Raw genomic sequence first — 17,636 nt, 5'->3', positions numbered from 1 at the left:
CTATTCGTTCGGGGTGTGAGGATCGGCAAGAGCGGCATCGGGACGGCTGATCGGCACCGCGTCCACGGAAACCCGTTCGGCAAGCGCCTTGTCGCCAAGGCGCTCCAGCAGCTCACGGAATTTCGGGTGCATTCCCCCGTCCGAATAGGCGTGCGCCCGCACAGCCGAGCCTTCCTCGACTATCCTGTTCATTTCCCGCAGATCCGATTGCGAGCGCGCCGCGACGACGGAATTTGGAATGGAGATGGCCGGAGGACATGCGGCGAGGGGATCCCTCGGCTCGCCGCCTTCAAACTCGGTGTTGAATGCGTAGCGGCCTGCGCAGTGGGAGACGCGAGGCTGCTGGCGTGTAACTTCGAAAATATCGTAACCCTTCTTCAGGTTCATCCAGTACTCGAAACTCGGATGGTTTCGGTTCTTCGCCATGTTTTCAGGTGTCATGCGGAATGGAAAAGCCTGAACCTGGAATGCCGTCTGGCCGCCCTTCAGCGCTTCGCGCGCCACCGCGTAGATCTCGGCCACACCCTCATCCGTCATTGCGAAGCAGCCGGACGAGGAGCATGCGCCGTGTACCATCAACGCTTCCCCGGTATGGCCGAGTGCGGATTCGAGCCTGTTCGGATATCCGAGATTGAAGGAAAGGTAGTATTGCGAGTTCGGGTTAAGCATGCCCGCGCTGACATGATAGAAGCCTTCGGGTGCCTGACGGTCGCCTTCGCGCGTCTTCGGCCCAAGCTTTCCCGACCAACGGCACATTGGATAGGTCTTGAGAAGCGCGAACTTGCCGCTTTTGTCGCGCTTCCAAATCTCCAGCTCGCTCTCTTGCTTGAAGATCCGAATCAGAATCGGTGCTGACCGCGACATTGATTTGCGATTCATTTCCGCGATAAGCGTCGCCGGGACCGGCTGAACTGACCTCCCGTCCACGTCGAGCACCGTTGAAACGCACGCAGACGTGGCTAGGCCCATGACCGAAACCAGCGCGAATGCAATGATCAATCGAACCATAATTTAGAATGTGATCCCCGGAGGTGCATTCGGCGTTGGTGAAGAGACCAGAGACTCGCCAATGACGATTAATGGCGCGTTTACGTGACTCATCCAAGCGGCGGCAAACCGCCGCAGCACCGTGAACCGACTACCCTCTTCACCGCCGCATCCGATCTCCTTAACACAGGTCGCACAAAGGGAGATACATCACAGTGACTGAAGCACCCGAACGTCTCACTATCCGCGAGAGTGCTGCCCTGGCAAGCAGTCGCCGGTCCCGTAACGTCGTGGTTATGCTGGCGTTGGTTGCATTCGTGGCAGCCGCTTTCGGGCTTAGTTTTTGGCACATGGAAGCGGAGCTTAGCACGAGCATGTAGGGACGCCGGACGCGATCACCGACCAGTGAATGGCGCGGGAGCGCGATGGACCTTAGTTGTTGACGGCGTGAACCCAAATCGTCGGAGCGACCATGCTCGCACGCATCGCCACCTTTCTGGTTGCCGGCGTGGCCCTCTACCCTGTCCTGGCGACCATATTCTGGCTCTACTGCCTACTCGGCGGACACAACATCATGGAAATGGTTTATGGAAACGCCGCAGCCTTTGTGCTTTCCGTAGCTGCGGCGTTCGAATTCGCGTGGCTCAGACCGATCGGATCGGACTGAGTCAGTTGGAGGCGAGACTGACCCACCTGTTTGGATCGTCTGGCGACTGCCGCTTGAGATAGTACAGCTCTGCTTCCTTCCACAGAAGTACACGCGGCTCGACGTTGTCGAGGACGAAGTCGCCGTGATCGGTCACCACTGTCAGGACTGCGTGGCCGCCGCCGTCGGCATCCCGGCCCACCGTCATCAGCAGCGCCCCCAGCGGAACGCCTTTCTCGTTCAGGATCTTCCGTTTCTCCAACGCGAAATCTTCACAGTCGCCGACCTGGTCCGGATAGTCCCAGCGCTCCTCGACGCCGAAAATCTCCCTGTCCGTCAGAGGCTCCACGGTGGTGTTTACCTCGTTATTCACCTCGATGATTGTTTTCCAGAGTTCCCGTGTCAGCTCGACACTGGCTTTCTCCGGCGGACGGTTGCAGCGCTCACCATAGCGCTGGCAGTATTCGTAGTAACCGATCGGAATTGACGTGTTGCCGAAGGTTTCCATGTTCTTCGCCAGCGCCGACTGCGACGGATTGAGATGCAGTGCGTTGGCTCCAGCCGAAGCGCACGAGATTGCGAGCGCAATCGCGCCCAGAACAAGTCGATGCATTGTGACACTCTCCCCAAGTTTGCGGGAGAGACGTTAGCTGCTGGAGCTAAAAATCACGCGAAAACAATAAGTTAGAGTTTATGCAAATTAGAATCAAAGTCCGACGGCTATCTAAACCCGTCGTTAACCACGATGAGGCGTCCTCGAATTCCGTCTATTTGGACTGGCGGCACTGCCCGCACGTCAAAGCGTGACATCCCCGTCGCCATGGTGATGATCTGTCACGGACGTGCCGACAGCCAGCAGTGTGGCGGTTGCCGCAATACGTTTTCCGCTATCGAATACCAGCGTCAATTCGACAGCATCTCCGGACGAGAGCGTTTCTTTCGGCTGGGTGAGCAATAGATGCACGCCGCCGGGCCGCATCAAAAGCTCCGCGTTACCGGGAATGGGTAATATACCTTCCACCCGGCGCTTTCTCGCGATACCGCCGTCTTGCTCCATCTTGTAGATGGTGACAGACTCGAATGCAGGGCTTTCGACAGACACGAGGTTTGCCTGCGAACGCTTCCCGTTCCAGACGGCCAAATAGCCCGTTGCACTCGCCCGTCCGATAGTTGGCAAAACGATCTCAGCGTGTTCGACCGAGAGCTCGTCGGATGCAGTGACCTGAGCCCCTGAATCTCCTCCAGATTTTGGTAGAGTCCGTCGATCACGGAGACGGACGAATGAAGCGTTCACGGTTCACGGAAGAGCAGATCATAGCGATCCTGAAGGAGCAGGAATCGGGGGTGAAGACCGCCGATGTTTGCCGCAAGCACGGCATCTCGGAAGCGACCTTCTACAAATACAAAGCCAAGTTCGGCGGCATGGAGGTGTCGGACGCCCGGCGGCTGAAGGCTCTGGAAGACGAGAATGCCAAGCTGAAGCGGTTGCTGGCCGAAGCGATGCTCGACAACGCTATGCTGAAGGATGTCGCCACAAAAAAATGGTGACGCCCGATGCCAGGCGGGATGCGGTGGCTCACCTGTGCGCAGTGCACGGTGTGAGCCAGCGTCGGGCGTGTGATGTGCTCGCGGTCGACCGGTCGAGCGTGCGTTATCGCAGCGTGCGTCCGGACGATGCGGCGGTGAGAGCTGCAATGAAGCAGGTCGCCGCGGAGCGCCGGCGCTTCGGCTATCGGCGCATTCACGTGATGCTGCAACGACAGGGGATCGCGATGAACCTGAAGAAGCTCAGACGCCTTTACCAGGAAGAGAAGCTGCAGGTCCGTAAGCGCAGCGGTCGCAAGCGGGCCCTGGGAACGCGCCGCCCCATGCTTGTGCCGGAACAGGCGAATGAACGCTGGAGCCTGGACTTTCTCAGCGACGACTTCACCCGCGAATGCCTGACGCTGATTGCAGACACCTCGCTTTCCGGCCGGCGCGTGGTTCGCGAACTCGATCCGGTCATCGCCCGTCGCGGCCGGCCGAACACGATCGTCAGCGACAACGGCACCGAGCTGACCAGTATGGCCATACTCAAATGGTGCCAGCAGACCGGCATCGAATGGCACTACATCGCCCCGGGCAAGCCCACGCAAAATGCCTTTGTCGAGAGCTTCAACGGCCGCTTTCGCGATGAACTGCTGAACGAGACGCTGTTCTCGTCACTTGCCGAAGCCCGGACCGCCATCGCCAACTGGAGGGAGGATTACAACAACCACAGACCACACTCAGCTCTCGGCAACGTCCCGCCGGCCGAGTTCGCCACGAAAATCAGGCTGGAAATGCAGGCCGCATAAGGCCAGAAATGAAACCCAGGACTCTCCAAACAACTGGAGGGACGTCAGGGCTCAGGTCAGCAGCCTTATGCGATGGAGCTCCTTCGGTCGCGTGCGCCGCCGCGATCTGTATCAGGAGCCCAAGGACGAGTGTTGGCAACAGACGTATCATGACAGCCCTCCCTCTGCGTGATTGGGGTAATGATGTGACCTCAAGCTGCTAGAGGGTCAAGGTTCATCACGAACTCTGCGGCTTGATAAGCGCGTCATCTGTTGCGGCAAATGTTCCCATTGCTGGATGCCTGCAATACCTCTAGACTCTATAGAAATCATGGAACTGCTGTGAGACCTGCCATGCTGACGATTGGAGTCCTGTCCCGGCGCACGGGCGTCAAGATACCGACCATACGTTATTACGAGCAGATGGGCCTTCTGGCTCCACCCGAGCGCTCGGAAGGGAACCAGCGCCGGTACACTCCAGAGGAACGCGACCGCCTCGCATTCATCAAGCACGCCCGCGATCTCGGGCTGAAGATCGAGGCAATACGCGAGTTGATTGAACTCAGTGCACACCCGAACCGGCCGTGCGCCGATGCGGATCGGATAGCAGCAGAGCAGTTGCAGGCGGTGCGCGACAAGATCAACAGGCTTCGCCGATTGGAACGCGAACTGGCGCGAATCGCCGCCGGTTGCGAAGGCGAGCAGATCAAGGACTGCTACGTGTTCCGCGCGCTCGCCAGCCATGATCTGTGCGACGACGAGCACTAGCTTGGTTACTGTCTCCTTCACGGGGTTCGCCAGGTAGTAGGTCGCAGTAAGGGTACAAGTGACGCCCATGTCCGAACGAAGCTTCCGAATTGGCGGACTTCTTGTGATGCTGTGTTTGGCACCGCCCGGTGCCTTCGCTGCACCGGGACCCTTCGGTGTCTATCTCTGGTATCCCGGACCTGGCGTTCCCATGGACGCAGATTGTCGCGACCTGGTGGCCGAGGTCAAACCTTCCGTTGCCAAGGCGGAGGATTGGCTGTGGGGGAGAGTTCCGAACTTCGAGACGGACGAGCTCGAACTGTATCTCATCGTTACGCCAACTCGGATCGAGACGACCTATTCCGCCGAAGGTGATTACGATCGCGGGAGTGTGACCTGGACAGACAGCGAAGGAGGGGCATACCGGTTCACGCTCGTTCCGGATGAGCATCCCGAAACGAAAATAGCGGGAACGATCGTTTCGCCGCCGTCCACTCAGGTTACAACGCTGACCCTCAATGGCATTCCGGCGGATCGGGGTACAGTCGTCGAACGAATGACCTACTATTGCCGTTTTCCGGCGAGCGGACCGGCAATTTGAGCCGGCACGCTGGGTGGTCAGGCAACTTGAGTGACGGGGAGGCGGGTCCGACCCATGTCGGCTCACGACTTATATTGTCACGTTCCGCGGGCGCCACGAGCATCTTTTCCCGGCAGATACATGTGCAGCCCCCAAAGCAGCAATCCGAAGAGCAAATGAGGCACGAAGGATGCGACGATCAGTTTCGGGCTGATGGCCAGGCCGGCAAGGCCCCATCCGACGATAGGGAAGAACACCACCAGGATCACGATCCAAAGCACGGCGGCGAGACCCAACGCGGCCCAGACATCCCGACGGGGAAGATACCGTACAAACATCACCGACCAGAAGGTCACGTATGCTGTGTGAAACAGCAGCCCGATCGGCAGGGGCAAGGTCCGTCCGAGCGCGGTCTCCGCAAAAGCTAGCGAGGGCGGCTTCGGGAACGGCGATACACCGGCGGCTGTCAGTGCGAGCATCACCGCGGCGGTGAGAGCGGAAACGAGGATGCCGATCCCGATAGCTCTCAGCCAGGAACGTCCGGCGTGTTCAGTTGCAGCCATGATCGAGTCTCCTATGTGTCACGCGTTGCCGTGCAACCGCAACCTGCGCTGCCGGTTTCGCTCGGCAGGAATGGTTCAAAGACCGCGTCCAGCGCGTCGGCGGCGCTCTCGGGCGCCGCGATGGCGAGTGTCACGCTGTCATCCCCCACGTGGAGCTCGAATCCGAGAAAGGCGCAGCATTGCTGCTCCCGCCGTACCATCTCGCGCACCTGATCAGCATGGTCGCGTCGGTAGGTCAGGATCAATCGCAAGCCTTCGCGTTGCGCGTCCAGCAAGGCCGCTCGGTTGAGGTCAGCAATCCATGCGAGACGCTCCCTGAACGCGCCGCTCTCCAGCGAGCAGGCTATTGGAGCCTCCGCCGAAATGTCGGTATTTTCCATGACGATCCCTTTCAATTCACATTCGCCATCCATAACCTAGTCCTTCAAGTGACTTTAAGTTCAACCCTTTGGGATCATCCCGATGACATTCAGAATTGGCGACCTTGCCCGCTGCACCCGCACCAATCCGCCCACCATTCGCTATTACGAGGAGATCGGCCTGTTGCCGCCGGCCGACCGGCGTGATGGCGGCCAGCGGTGCTACGGGGAAGAGGATCGCCGTCGCCTGACCTTCATCCGTCAATGCCGCGAGTTCGGCTTCCCGATCGACCAGGTCCGCTCGCTAGTGGCGCTCACGCAGGACAGCGACCGCTCCTGCATGGAAGCGCGCGCCATCGCTGTCGACCATCTGGGCGCGGTGCGGGACAAGATCGCGGAATTGAGGAAGCTGCAGAGCAATCTCGCGGATTTCGTGCGCCGCTGCGACGCCGCCTGCGCCGGCGGCCCCGGACCTGATTGCACCATCCTTCACGACATGGCCGAACCTGTCGCCGGTGCCTCGCGGTCGCCGGAGCGGGAGCAACGCCAGTGAGCAAGACCGCCGTCGTCTATGCAGCCGCCGCCTTCTTCGAGATCGCCGGGTGTTTCAGCCTCTGGCTGTGGCTGCGCGAGGGAAAGACCCCATTGTGGATAGCGCCCGGTGCGATATCGCTCCTGTTGTTCGGCTGGCTGTTGACGCTGGTCGACACAAGCGCTGCCGGTCGAGCTTACGCCGCCTATGGCGGTGTCTATATCTGCGCGTCGCTTCTCTGGCTATGGACGATCGAAGGAGTGCGACCTGACCGATGGGATACGTTAGGCGCCGCCATCTGTCTGGTCGGCGCAACAGTAATCCTGTTCGGACCGCGAACGGCTTCCTGAACTCGACGGCTCTTGCATTCTCAAGCTGCTTGAAGGTTCAGAATCGCACTTTGCCCGGAATTCCAGGACCATTCGGAGATGCAGCGCAGAGGAAGAGAGACGCAGCGGTTGACGTGCGGGTCTAGGTGCCGCTTGCGCGCTGCGCCCGGCAAGGGAGGCTTCGCCGCGGCAGGCCAGATCGGTCCGCCCCTGCAAATCTGCCGGGTTGCCCGCCGCGCCCTTGCCCGTCTTGCTCTTCGCGGCATGCCGATCCTCGTTCCGGCAGAGACTGGGAGCGGGAATCGGATAAGAGGAGCGCGCGAAGGCGCAGGCGAGACATGGAAAAAGCAGACCTGGAAGAGCTGAGAAGAAAGGTGCCCTGCAGCGCCGTGCTGGAGGACGCGGGGTTCGCGCTCGATCTCAAGGAGAGCAGCCGCAAGGCGATGAAGTATCGCCGCGCCAGCGAGATCATCATCGTGATCCATGACGGCAAGGGCTGGTTCGATCCCTTGTCCGATGCGAAGGGCGACATCTTCTCCCTGGTGGAACATCTCGACGGCGTTCCTTTTGCCGCCGCGCTCCATGTCGTTGCCGAACTGGTCGGCTTTGTCCCGACCGAACCGGTCTGGACACGCGAGGCCAGGGACCGCGCGCCCGACTTGACGATCATGGAACGCTGGCGGGTCCGGCGCCAACCATGGCCCGGCTCGGCGACATGGCGTTATCTCCGCGACACGCGCCACATCCCTGAGCGTGTTATCCGGAAGGCCATTGCCGGGAACCTCCTGCGCGAAGGCCCGAAGGGTAGCATGTGGGCCGGCCACACCGATTCCGCCGGTGAGGTGACCGGCTGGGAGGAGCGCGGTCCCGATTGGCGCGGCTTCGCGACCGGCGGCGCCAAGACGCTGTTCCGTCTTGGCCGGCCCGATGCGCTCCGGCTCTGTGTGACAGAGGCGGCGATCGACGCCATGAGCCTGGCCGCGATCGAGGACATTCGATCAGACACACTATATCTGAGCACCGGCGGCGGCTGGGCGCCGGCCACGGCGGAAGCCCTTCGAACATACTCCCACCGGACGGGCGCCCATCTTGTGGCGGCCACCGACAACAACGCGCAGGGCGAGATATACGCCAGCCGTCTGCGAGACCTCGCTGCGGAGGCAGGATGCGGTTTCGAGCGGATGTGTCCGCTGGCGGAAGACTGGAACTCGGAATTGGGGAGGAACCAGGAATCGAGTGGGAAGGATAGGAAGGACGGCTGCCGCATGCCCGCCGGCCGCCTCAAGGGTGACGCTTCGCCCGGCTGACGCCGGCCCTTGACCCGGCCGAACGGAGAGGCGGCCGCTTGAGTGGGGTCCGGAAGGGCTGAAGACGATGGCGACGTCGAGAGGATGAGCCGCGCTCCAGCCCCGGAGGCCAAGGAGCCCACCCATGACCCTCTCTCCCATCCGCAAGATCTATTTCGGGATAGCCGATCGCCGGCAGATGTTCCGTCTGTTCGATCGCCACGCCCAGCGCCCGAACCGCTGGCAGAACGACGATGGCGCCCTGTACGCGGGCGAATGGTTCGAGATCGCCCGGCCCGAGCACGATTACATGCTCGATATCCTGCCGCCGCTCTGGATGGGTGGTGAGATGTTCGCCCTGGGCGAATTCCTGACCGGCAGCATCACCAGCGTGTTCTACGCGCTGCGCATCAATGGGGCGGACCGCTACTTCCATGCATATTGCGATCTCGCCCGGCCGGGTTCGCCGGTCGAGATGCGCGACGCCATCGTCGAGCGGGAGCGCCGCTCGGTCAAGGCGATGACCCGCGAGGAGCGGATCGAGCATATCTGGAGCGCCACCGAGGACCGGTATCGCGGCTATGCCGGGGCGGGTTATCCGCCCGAGCATCGGGGCAAGCGCACCGTCATCGTCTATGGCAGGCATGGAAGCAGCTTAGCGCTGCTGGATCATCTGACCGACGCGCAAATCTCGGAGAAGCTCCCGGTTCATCTGCGCCACCTGCCGTTCGCCGAGGCCGCGTGAGGCCGCCATGTTCACCTTCCCGATCATGGCCGTGCGCAAGGTCATCGCGCGCGGGGAAGCCGACGCGGCCGCCAATGGCGGCTTCCGCGACCCCTATTACGGCTTGAAACCCGGCCAGGGCGAAAAGCCCGGCCTGTGGCTCGTTGGCGACGAGGGCGTCTACATCATCTCCAACGGCAAGCTCGCCGATGGGCAGAGGCCGCTCGTCCTCTATTCCGCCGAATGCCATCCGAAGGGCAATCCGGACTGGTGGGACTACAAGCGCCGGCATTTCGGTGGCGATGACGGCATCGAATTCATCGACGCCGACCTGCTGATCCCGAGCTTCAACCGGAACTTCGGCGCCACCCATCTGAGGGTGCAGCTCACCGAGCACGACATCTCGTTCGCGCTGATCACCTGCTGATCCCATCCCGAATCTGTCGCGAGCGTCGCGTCACCGGTCATCCCGGCGGCGGGCGGGCGTGCACCCCAACACACGGAGAACAATCCATGCCCAATGACGACCCCTTCACGCTCGATCTTTTTGGCAACACCTCCCGTTCATCCGGCCTCGGTCTTGGCGTCACCGCGTTCGGCACGACGATCGAACCGCCGGAGGAACACGAGGACGACGCGTCGGAAGTGCCGCTGCCCGTGGCTTCACAACGCCCCGGCAAGACCGCGGACAATGAACGCGGCGAGAATTTCCTTCTCGCCGGCGATCGCGGTCTGGCCCGTGGCTGGAGACAACGCGCCAAGGACAATATCGCCGCCATCGCGCTCGCCCAGACGATCGAATCCGAAGCCCGTCCGGCAACGGTCGAGGAACAGGCGGCGCTCATCAGGTTCACCGGGTTCGGCGCCTCGGAGCTGGCCAACTCGGTGTTCCGGCGCCCGGGCGAGGAGGCGTTTCGAAAGGACTGGCAGGAGATCGGCGCCGATCTGCAGGATGTCACCTCTGAGCAGGAATACGCTTCGCTCGCCCGCTGCACGCAATATGCGCATTTTACGCCGGAGTTCATCGTCCGCGCCATCTGGTTGGGCTTGCTGCGGCTTGGCTGGCGCGGCGGCCGGGTGCTCGAACCTGGCATCGGCACGGGACTGTTTCCTGCCCTGATGCCCGAGGACCTGCGCCCGGTCACCCATGTCACCGGCATCGAGCTCGATCCGGTCACGGCGCGCATCGCCCGTCTGCTCCAGCCCCGCGCCCGGATCGTCAATGGCGATTTCGCCCATACGGACCTGCCGGCGCATTTCGATCTGGCGATCGGCAATCCGCCCTTTTCCGATCGCACGGTGCGTTCGGACCGGGCGTATCGCGGCTTTGGTCTGCGGCTGCACGACTATTTCATCGTCAAGGCGATCGACCGGCTGAAGCCCGGCGGGCTTGCGGCTTTCGTCACCTCCAGCGGCACCATGGACAAGGCCGATGCAGCCGCCCGGGATACGATCGCCAGTCAGGCCGATCTTGTCGCTGCCATCCGCCTACCGGAGGGCAGTTTCCGGGCCGAAGCCGGCACGAACGTGGTGGTCGACATCCTCTTTTTCCGGAAGCGCGGGCCTGACGACGCCGAGGGCGACATGTCCTGGCTGGAAACAGAAGAGGTCCGGCCTGCAACCGAGGATGAGGGCCCTATCCGGGTCAATCGCTGGTTCGCGCAGCATCCCGATCACGTGTTGGGAATCCATGCCACGACGTCCGGACCATACGGCGAAACCTATACCTGCCTGCCGCAGCCCCATGTTGATCTGGAGCAGGCCCTTGGCGCCGCCATCCATCTTCTTGCGGAAGCGATCTATGACGGCGAGGCGGAAACCGACGCCGGCGATGCCCACGAATTCGATAAGCCTGAAGGGCAGGGCATCCGCGAGGGCAGCTTCTTTATCCGCAAGAACCAGGCACTGATGCAGATGCGCGACGGTGAACCCGTCACCATCACGGTGCGCAAGGGCCGTACCGCAGAAGGCGTCTCCGACAAACAGGCCAGGGTCATCCGAAAACTGATCCCGATCCGCGACGCCGTGCGGGAGGTCCTTAAGGCTCAGGAGCTCGATCAGCCCTTCAAGCAGCACCAGGTCAGGCTGCGCATTGCGTGGTCGAATTTCGTGCGCACCTTCGGTCCGGTCAATTCCACCACCGTGTCGGTGAAGGAGGATCTTGAGACCGGCGAAGTCCGCGAAACGCACCGTCGTCCCAATCTCCAGCCCTTCCTCGACGACCCCGATTGCTGGCTCGTTGCCTCGATCGAGGATTACGACCTCGAGACGAACACGGCGCGCCCGGGTCCCATCTTCACCGAGCGGGTGATCGCTCCGCCCTCGGCGCCGGTCATCGCTTCAGCCGCCGATGCGCTGGCCGTGGTGCTCAACGAGCGCGGTCATGTCGATATCGATCACATTGCCGAGCTCATGCATACCGACGTGGACACCGTCATCGCCGAGCTGGGTGACGCCGTTTTCCGCGAACCCGAGACCGGGTCCTGGCAGACCGCCGACGCCTATCTCTCGGGGAAGGTGCGCGACAAGCTCAGGGCGGCGGAAGCCGCTTCCGCCCTCGACCCGGTGTTTGAACGCAATGTCAGGGCGCTGCGTGATGTCCAGCCCGCCGACCTGAGCCCGTCCGATATCACGGCGCGACTGGGTGGCCCCTGGATTCCCGCCACCGACATTGTCGCCTTCGTCAAGGAGATGATGGGCGTGGAAATCAAGATCCGCCACATGCCCGAGCTTGCCTCCTGGACGGTCGAGGCGCGCCAGCTTGGGTATGCCGCCGCCGGGACCTCGGAATGGGGCACGGATCGGCGGCACGCCGGCGAACTTCTCGCCGATGCGCTCAACAGCCGGGTGCCGCAGATCTTCGATACGGTGAGGGAGAGCGACAGCGAAAAGCGCGTCCTCAATGTGGTCGACACCGAGGCGGCCAAGGAGAAGCTCACAAAGATCAAGACGGCCTTCCAAACCTGGATCTGGTCCGATCCCGAACGGACCGACCGGCTTGCCCGGGACTACAACGAGCAGTTCAACAACATCGCCCCGCGAAAATTCAACGGCGATCACCTTCAGCTTCCAGGCGCCTCGGGCGCCTTTTCTCTTTATGGGCACCAGAAACGCGGCATCTGGCGCATCATCTCGGCGGGTTCGACCTATCTCGCCCACGCCGTCGGCGCTGGCAAGACCATGACGATGGCGGCGGCAGTCATGGAGCAGAAGCGGCTCGGGCTGATCGCCAAGGCGATGCTGGTCGTTCCCGGTCACTGCCTCGCGCAGGCGGCGCGCGAGTTCCTGGCGCTCTACCCGACCGCCCGCATCCTCGTTGCCGACGAAACCAACTTCACCAAGGACAAGCGACATCTCTTCCTCGCCCGCGCCGCCACGGCCAATTGGGATGCGATCATCATCACCCATTCGGCGTTCAGGTTCATCTCCATTCCGTCCGCCTTCGAGCAGCAGATGATCCAGGACGAGTTGGAGCTTTACGAAGACCTGCTGACCAAGGTCGACGGCGACGACCGCGTGTCGCGCAAGCGGCTTGAGCGGCTGAAGGAGGGGCTCAAGGAACGGCTCGAAGCGCCCGCGACACGCAAGGACGATCTTCTGACCATATCCGAACTCGGCATCGATCAGATCATCGTCGACGAGGCCCAGGAGTTCCGCAAGCTCTCCTTTGCCACCAACATGTCGAGCTTGAAGGGAGTCGATCCGAACGGCTCGCAGCGGGCGTGGGACCTCTACGTCAAGTCCCGCTTCGTTGAAACCAAGAACCCCGGCAGTGCGCTGGTGCTGGCCTCGGGCACCCCGATCACCAACACGCTCGGCGAGATGTTCTCGGTGCAGCGCTTTCTCGGCATCGAGGCGCTGAAGGAGCGTGGTCTGCACGAGTTCGACGCCTGGGCCTCGACCTTCGGCGATGTGACGACCGAACTCGAGCTTCAGCCCTCGGGCAAATACAAGCCGGTCACGCGCTTTGCCACCTTCGTCAACGTGCCCGAGCTCATCGCCATGTTCCGTTCCTTTGCGGACGTCGTGCTGCCCGAGGACTTGCGCCAGTATGTGAAGGTGCCGGCGGTCTCGACCGGCAAGCGGCAGATCAGGACCTCCAGGCCGTCCGCCGCCTTCAAACGCTACCAGACCGTGCTCGACGCCCGCATCAAGGCGATCGAGGAACGGGAGGGACCGGCGCAGCCCGGAGACGACATCCTGTTGTCGGTGATCACCGACGGCCGCCACGCCGCGATCGATCTGCGCCTGGTCGACCCCGACAATGGAGACGAGCCCGACAACAAGCTCAACGACTTGATCGGCAACGCCTTCCGCATCTGGGCGGAAACCTCACAGAACACCTATCGCAAGCCCGATGGCGATTGCTTTGAGCTGCCCGGTGCTGCGCAGATGATCTTCTCCGATCTCGGCACGATCAGCGTGGAAAAGAGCAGGGGATTCTCTGCCTATCGCTGGATCCGGGACGAGCTTCTGCGCAGGGGCGTACCGGCGTCGGAGATCGCCTTCATGCAGGATTACCGACGCGCGCAGGCCAAGCAGCGCCTGTTCGGTGACGTCAATGCCGGCAAGGTCCGGTTCCTGATCGGCTCGTCGGAAACCATGGGCACCGGCGTCAACGCTCAGCTGCGCCTCAAGGCGCTGCATCACCTTGACGTGCCGTGGCTGCCCTCGCAGATCGAGCAGCGTGAGGGACGCATCGGCCGGCAGGGCAATCAGCATGACGAGATCGATATCTTCGCCTATGCGACGGAGGGCTCGCTCGATGCCACCATGTGGCAGAACAACGAGCGCAAGGCCCGCTTCATCGCCGCGGCACTTTCCGGCGACACCTCGATCCGCAGGCTCGAGGACATGGGCGAGGGCCAGGCCAACCAGTTCGCGATGGCCAAGGCGATCGCGTCGGGCGACCCGCGCCTGATGCAGAAGGCCGGGCTCGAAGCCGATATCGCCCGGCTGGAGCGCTTGCGCGCCGCCCATATGGACGATCAGCATGCGGTCCGCCGTCAGATCCGCGAGGCCGAACGCGACATCGAGGTTGCGACCCGCCGCATCGCCGACATCGGCATAGACATCGACCGGCGTCTCCCGACCGTGGGCGAGGCCTTCGCCATGACGGTCGCCGGCAGTTCCTTTTCCGAGCGCAAACCCGCCGGCAGGGCGCTGATGAAGGAGATCCTCACCATGGTCCAGCTCCAGCAGGACGGTGATACCGCAATCGCCTCGATCGGCGGCTTCGACGTCGAATTCTCCGGCGAGCGGGTCGGTGCGGATGGATATCGCTATACGACCATGCTGATGCGCACCGGTGCCGAACACGAAATCGAACTTCCAGTCACGACGACACCGCTCGGCGCGGTCTCCAGGCTCGATCACGCGCTTTCGGGATTCGAGGACGAGCGGCTCCGGTATCGCCAGCGTCTGGCGGACGCCGAGCGCAGGCTCGCCTCCTACCGCGCTCGCCAGGGCGAAGCCTTCGCCTTTGCGGGAGAGCTTAAAGACAAGCGCCGGCAACTGGCCGAGATCGAAAAGGATCTGGCCGACGATGTTGTCGCCAACGCGCCAGGTGTCGATAAGGCTGCATGACGCGCGTTGCGCTCAGCCCAACCGATCCTCATCATCGATCAGCTCCAGGCGGGACGGGCCACTCGCACTCCATTTCCAGAGCACCAGATTTTTGTCGTCCGGACCGGCTCCCTTGGCGAAACTGCGAACGAGCAGTCCGTTGTAGCCTTCCGAAATCAGGTTGCGCGCGAAACGCTGTGTGCGTGCCTCACCTGTCTTGATCATCTGATCACGCCAGGTCGGATCTGCCAGTGAGCCTTCGTCAAGACCTGCCGCCTTAAGGGCCGCCGTATCTGCGGCGTCGAAGACCATTTCGATCTCGGCGCGGTAACAGACCAACGTCGTCGGCTGCAGATCGCCTACTTGATTGGACTCCCTCAGAGCGGTCAGCACAGATGTCGAGGTGTAAAGGGCCGGAACACCCTTCGGATTGAAGCGGCCGCCATAGCGTTCCGCGCCGCGCCCCGACATCGGTTCGCGCGCGAAGACCGGATTGATTGCCCGGTAGAGCTTTCCGGAATAAGTGAACGCCACGATCAGGCGTGAACGCCGGCGTCGACGGCATCGATGAAATCGAGAACCTCTTCGGCCCGACCGTCGCGAACCAGCTGCATGGCCGTCTGCCCGGAAAATCCCGGCAACGGCTCGGACCGATACCAGGCGTAGGCCATCAGTGCGGAGCCGAAACGCGGTTCGACCTTGTTGACGATCTCCACCATTTCGCGCAGGCGGCGCTGTGTCTTGTCCGAGCGTACCCGATCCTTGCGCTGGATCGCGTCCTTGCCAAGGCCGACCGTGCGCGCAATCTCTTCGCTCGTCGTGCGAAAGACGGTTGCGATCTTGTTCGGCGCGAACATCCCGTGATCTGAGTATTGTGCGAGATTCATTCTGTCGCCTTATCCATTGCCAGTGTTTCTGGCGCAGTATAGCGTCAATATCAACGGCGTTCAAGTGTCACGCTCTGCATGCCGGCGAGTTGGTGATGTGTCGTGCGCCAAGCGGTGACGGGTAAAACAGGATAGCAGGGAAAGGCAGGGGGAAAGAGTCCCTCGCAGAGCGGCCAGCCCGCTGGCGGTTTCACCTCAACCGCGCCGCTCGCGATCCCGGCCCGTCGGTCGTCGCGATGGCTCACGAGCCATGCTCGCCCTGCCGGACAGGGATGCTCGGCCGCAGTTGCACCGGCCCGTCCGCTCCGCGGGCCGGGGGATGTCTTCGGGAAGAAGACGAAAAAGGGACCGGCGCGGTGCCGGGTTCCCGAACCCCGAAAGGAGCATCCCGATGGAAATCAAGCTCGTCGATCCGCGCGCGCTCGTCGAAAACCCCGACAAGGCCCGCCGCTCGAAATCCAATCCCCAGGCCGATGCGCTGCTGCTCGCAACGATCAAGGCGGTCGGCATCGTGCAGCCGCCCGTCGTGGCGCCTCAGGCCGATGGCGGCAACGGTTTTGTCATCCAGGCCGGGCATCGCCGCGTCAAACAGGCGATCGCCGCCGGTCTCGAAGAGATCGCGGTCATCGTCGGAGAAGCCGCCGAGGATGGTGGCGCCATGCGTTCGCTCGTTGAAACGCTCGCCCATGAAGGGCTCAATCCGGTCGACCAGTGGCGCGCGATCGAGCGCCTCGTCGCCATCGGCTGGACCGAGGAGGCGATCGCCGTGGCGCTCGCGCTTTCGGTCCGCCAGATCCGAAAGCTGCGGTTGCTCGCCAATGTGTTGCCGGCCATGCTCGATCATATGGCCAAGGGCGACATGCCCAACGAAAGCCAGCTCCGCACGATCGCGGCCACCTCGCTCGAGGAGCAGAAGGAGGTCTGGAAGGCGCACAAGCCCAGTAAGGGCGATCCCCAGGTTTCCTGGTGGAGCGTGGCCAACGGCCTTTCCAAGACCCGCATGTATGCGCGCGACGCGAGTTTCGATGACGAACTCGCTCGGGCCTATGGCATTTCCTGGGTCGAGGACCTGTTCGCCCCCGCCGACGAGGACAGCCGCTACACCACCGATGTCGAGGCCTATCTCGGTGCCCAGCAGGAGTGGATGACGCGGAACCTGCCCAAGAAGGGCGTCATCACCGAGGCCAATACATGGGGCCAGCCGGAGCTGCCCAAGAAGGCCGAGCGGGTCTACGGCAAGCCGAAGAAGTCCGATCACTCCGCCATGTATCTCGATCGCGACGGCAAGGTGCAGACCGTTCACTTCCGCATGCCGGAGCCGAAAGCAGCCAAGGGCACGGGATCTTCGGGCGAGGATGCCGTCGTGATGCCCAAGACGCGGCCTGACGTCACCCGCAAGGGCATCGAGATGATCGGCGACTTCCGCACGGACGCCCTTCATGAGGCGCTCGGCCGCGCCCCGATCGAGGACGACACGCTGATGGCCCTGCTGGTCCTCGCCTTCGCCGGCCAGAATGTCAGGGTCGACTCCGCCAATGGAGGTGGAGACGATTATTACTGTGGCAATCGACGGATCGCGCGTCACGCGGCGGCACTTTTCGACACCGAGGGCAATCTCTCCTTCGACATGGAGACCCTGCGCGTCGCGGTTCGCTCCATGCTGATCGAGGTGCTCTCCTGCCGGGAGAACCGGACCAATAGCGGCATCGTGGCCCGCGCTGCCGGCGATGTGATCGGCGCCGACGGCTTTCTGCCGAACATGGGCACGGAGGAATTTCTGTCCTGCCTGTCGCGCTCCGCCCTCGAAGCCTCGTGCGAAGGCACATCCGTCCTGCCCCGGGCCCGGGTCAAGGATACGCGGGCGGCGCTGGTCGAGGCGTTCAACGAGCAGAGCTTCGTTCATCCCTCGGCGTTCTTCGCGCCCGACCGCGAAGCGCTTGGCGCATGGCTCGCCTCCAACGCGGTTACCGAGGAGGACGAGGAGCCGGGCGGCACGGATGCCGAACCCGTCGACCCGGACCAGGACGCCAGCGAAGGGTTCCGCGAGGCCGCCGAATAGCCCCACCACACTTCTCTTTCGAATGCCTGATCCGCCGCCGGTTCACCCCGGCGGCGC

General features: G+C 62.6%; 18 protein-coding genes. 11 read left to right on the top strand and 7 right to left on the bottom strand.

Features of this window, described 5'->3' with window-relative positions:
* Entirely contained in the window at window positions 1–969 is a 969-nt protein-coding gene (locus WA367_RS01080; RefSeq protein ID WP_442935509.1) for a L,D-transpeptidase family protein, read from the bottom strand.
* Window positions 970–1,459: 490 nt separating this feature from the next.
* On the opposite strand from WA367_RS01080, the gene WA367_RS01075 reads away from it, so the two are divergent.
* The gene (locus WA367_RS01075; RefSeq protein WP_106573425.1) at window positions 1,460–1,654 is read left to right on the top strand and encodes a hypothetical protein; all 195 of its coding nucleotides are present in this window, start codon (window positions 1,460–1,462) and stop codon (window positions 1,652–1,654) included.
* 1 nt (window position 1,655) lies between these two features.
* Here WA367_RS01075 and WA367_RS01070 read toward each other — a convergent pair whose 3' ends face one another.
* Window positions 1,656–2,246, bottom strand: a complete 591-nt coding sequence (locus WA367_RS01070) for a transglutaminase-like cysteine peptidase (protein ID WP_106573426.1) — start codon at window positions 2,244–2,246, stop codon at window positions 1,656–1,658.
* Window positions 2,247–2,429: 183 nt separating this feature from the next.
* Window positions 2,430–2,927, bottom strand: a complete 498-nt coding sequence (locus tag WA367_RS01065) for a copper chaperone PCu(A)C (protein ID WP_106573427.1) — start codon at window positions 2,925–2,927, stop codon at window positions 2,430–2,432.
* Between WA367_RS01065 and WA367_RS01060 the strand changes: the two genes are divergently transcribed.
* From WA367_RS01060 to WA367_RS01050, 3 genes are all read left to right on the top strand, one after another.
* Window positions 2,915–3,969, top strand: a protein-coding gene (locus tag WA367_RS01060; protein WP_106573428.1) for an IS3 family transposase whose coding sequence is annotated in 2 segments (ribosomal slippage) — window positions 2,915–3,167 and window positions 3,167–3,969 — 1,056 coding nt in all. Because the reading frame shifts where the segments join, the coding sequence is not laid out codon by codon here. The two genes, WA367_RS01065 and WA367_RS01060, sit on opposite strands and share 13 nt — an antisense overlap.
* A gap of 333 nt (window positions 3,970–4,302) precedes the next feature.
* On the top strand, window positions 4,303–4,716 hold the full coding sequence (locus WA367_RS01055; protein WP_106573429.1) for a MerR family transcriptional regulator: 414 nt from the start codon (window positions 4,303–4,305) through the stop codon (window positions 4,714–4,716).
* Window positions 4,717–4,783: 67 nt separating this feature from the next.
* A complete protein-coding gene (locus tag WA367_RS01050; protein ID WP_146149224.1) occupies window positions 4,784–5,296 on the top strand; it encodes a hypothetical protein in 513 nt (170 codons plus the stop codon).
* A gap of 77 nt (window positions 5,297–5,373) precedes the next feature.
* Here the strand turns inward: WA367_RS01050 and WA367_RS01045 are convergent, their stop codons facing one another.
* Both WA367_RS01045 and WA367_RS01040 read right to left on the bottom strand, forming a co-directional pair.
* Window positions 5,374–5,838 (bottom strand): hypothetical protein, encoded by a 465-nt coding sequence (locus tag WA367_RS01045; protein WP_106573431.1) that lies wholly within the window; start codon window positions 5,836–5,838, stop codon window positions 5,374–5,376.
* Window positions 5,839–5,849: 11 nt separating this feature from the next.
* A complete protein-coding gene (locus WA367_RS01040; protein ID WP_106573453.1) occupies window positions 5,850–6,218 on the bottom strand; it encodes a hypothetical protein in 369 nt (122 codons plus the stop codon).
* Between the two features lie 82 nt (window positions 6,219–6,300).
* Between WA367_RS01040 and WA367_RS01035 the strand changes: the two genes are divergently transcribed.
* From WA367_RS01035 to WA367_RS01010, 6 genes are all read left to right on the top strand, one after another.
* A complete protein-coding gene (locus WA367_RS01035; protein ID WP_199190552.1) occupies window positions 6,301–6,750 on the top strand; it encodes a MerR family transcriptional regulator in 450 nt (149 codons plus the stop codon).
* A complete protein-coding gene (locus WA367_RS01030; protein ID WP_106573433.1) occupies window positions 6,747–7,079 on the top strand; it encodes a YnfA family protein in 333 nt (110 codons plus the stop codon). Before WA367_RS01035 ends, WA367_RS01030 begins: the two co-directional genes overlap by 4 nt.
* Window positions 7,080–7,396: 317 nt before the next feature.
* Window positions 7,397–8,365 (top strand): DUF3991 and toprim domain-containing protein, encoded by a 969-nt coding sequence (locus WA367_RS01025; protein ID WP_106573434.1) that lies wholly within the window; start codon window positions 7,397–7,399, stop codon window positions 8,363–8,365.
* Window positions 8,366–8,489: 124 nt separating this feature from the next.
* Window positions 8,490–9,089: a DUF1419 domain-containing protein gene (locus WA367_RS01020; protein ID WP_106573435.1), complete on the top strand. Its 600-nt coding sequence runs from the start codon at window positions 8,490–8,492 to the stop codon at window positions 9,087–9,089.
* A 7-nt stretch (window positions 9,090–9,096) separates the two neighbouring features.
* On the top strand, window positions 9,097–9,495 hold the full coding sequence (locus WA367_RS01015; protein ID WP_106573436.1) for a DUF3085 domain-containing protein: 399 nt from the start codon (window positions 9,097–9,099) through the stop codon (window positions 9,493–9,495).
* An 86-nt stretch (window positions 9,496–9,581) separates the two neighbouring features.
* The gene (locus tag WA367_RS01010) at window positions 9,582–14,654 is read left to right on the top strand and encodes an N-6 DNA methylase (protein ID WP_106573437.1); all 5,073 of its coding nucleotides are present in this window, start codon (window positions 9,582–9,584) and stop codon (window positions 14,652–14,654) included.
* Window positions 14,655–14,666: 12 nt separating this feature from the next.
* Here WA367_RS01010 and WA367_RS01005 read toward each other — a convergent pair whose 3' ends face one another.
* Together WA367_RS01005 and WA367_RS01000 are read right to left on the bottom strand one after the other, a co-directional pair.
* Window positions 14,667–15,167: an RES family NAD+ phosphorylase gene (locus tag WA367_RS01005; protein ID WP_280951752.1), complete on the bottom strand. Its 501-nt coding sequence runs from the start codon at window positions 15,165–15,167 to the stop codon at window positions 14,667–14,669.
* 2 nt (window positions 15,168–15,169) lie between these two features.
* Window positions 15,170–15,520 (bottom strand): MbcA/ParS/Xre antitoxin family protein, encoded by a 351-nt coding sequence (locus tag WA367_RS01000; protein ID WP_106573438.1) that lies wholly within the window; start codon window positions 15,518–15,520, stop codon window positions 15,170–15,172.
* 391 nt (window positions 15,521–15,911) lie between these two features.
* Here WA367_RS01000 and WA367_RS00995 point away from each other — a divergent pair, with 391 nt between their 5' ends.
* Window positions 15,912–17,579 (top strand): ParB N-terminal domain-containing protein, encoded by a 1,668-nt coding sequence (locus WA367_RS00995; protein WP_106573439.1) that lies wholly within the window; start codon window positions 15,912–15,914, stop codon window positions 17,577–17,579.
* Window positions 17,580–17,636: the final 57 nt, after the last annotated feature.

Source organism: Nitratireductor sp. CH_MIT9313-5, from assembly GCF_037029545.1.
Taxonomy (GTDB): domain Bacteria; phylum Pseudomonadota; class Alphaproteobacteria; order Rhizobiales; family Rhizobiaceae; genus Chelativorans.
Note: the sequence above shows the minus strand (reverse complement) of the source record. Positions and strands in the feature narration are given on the sequence as shown.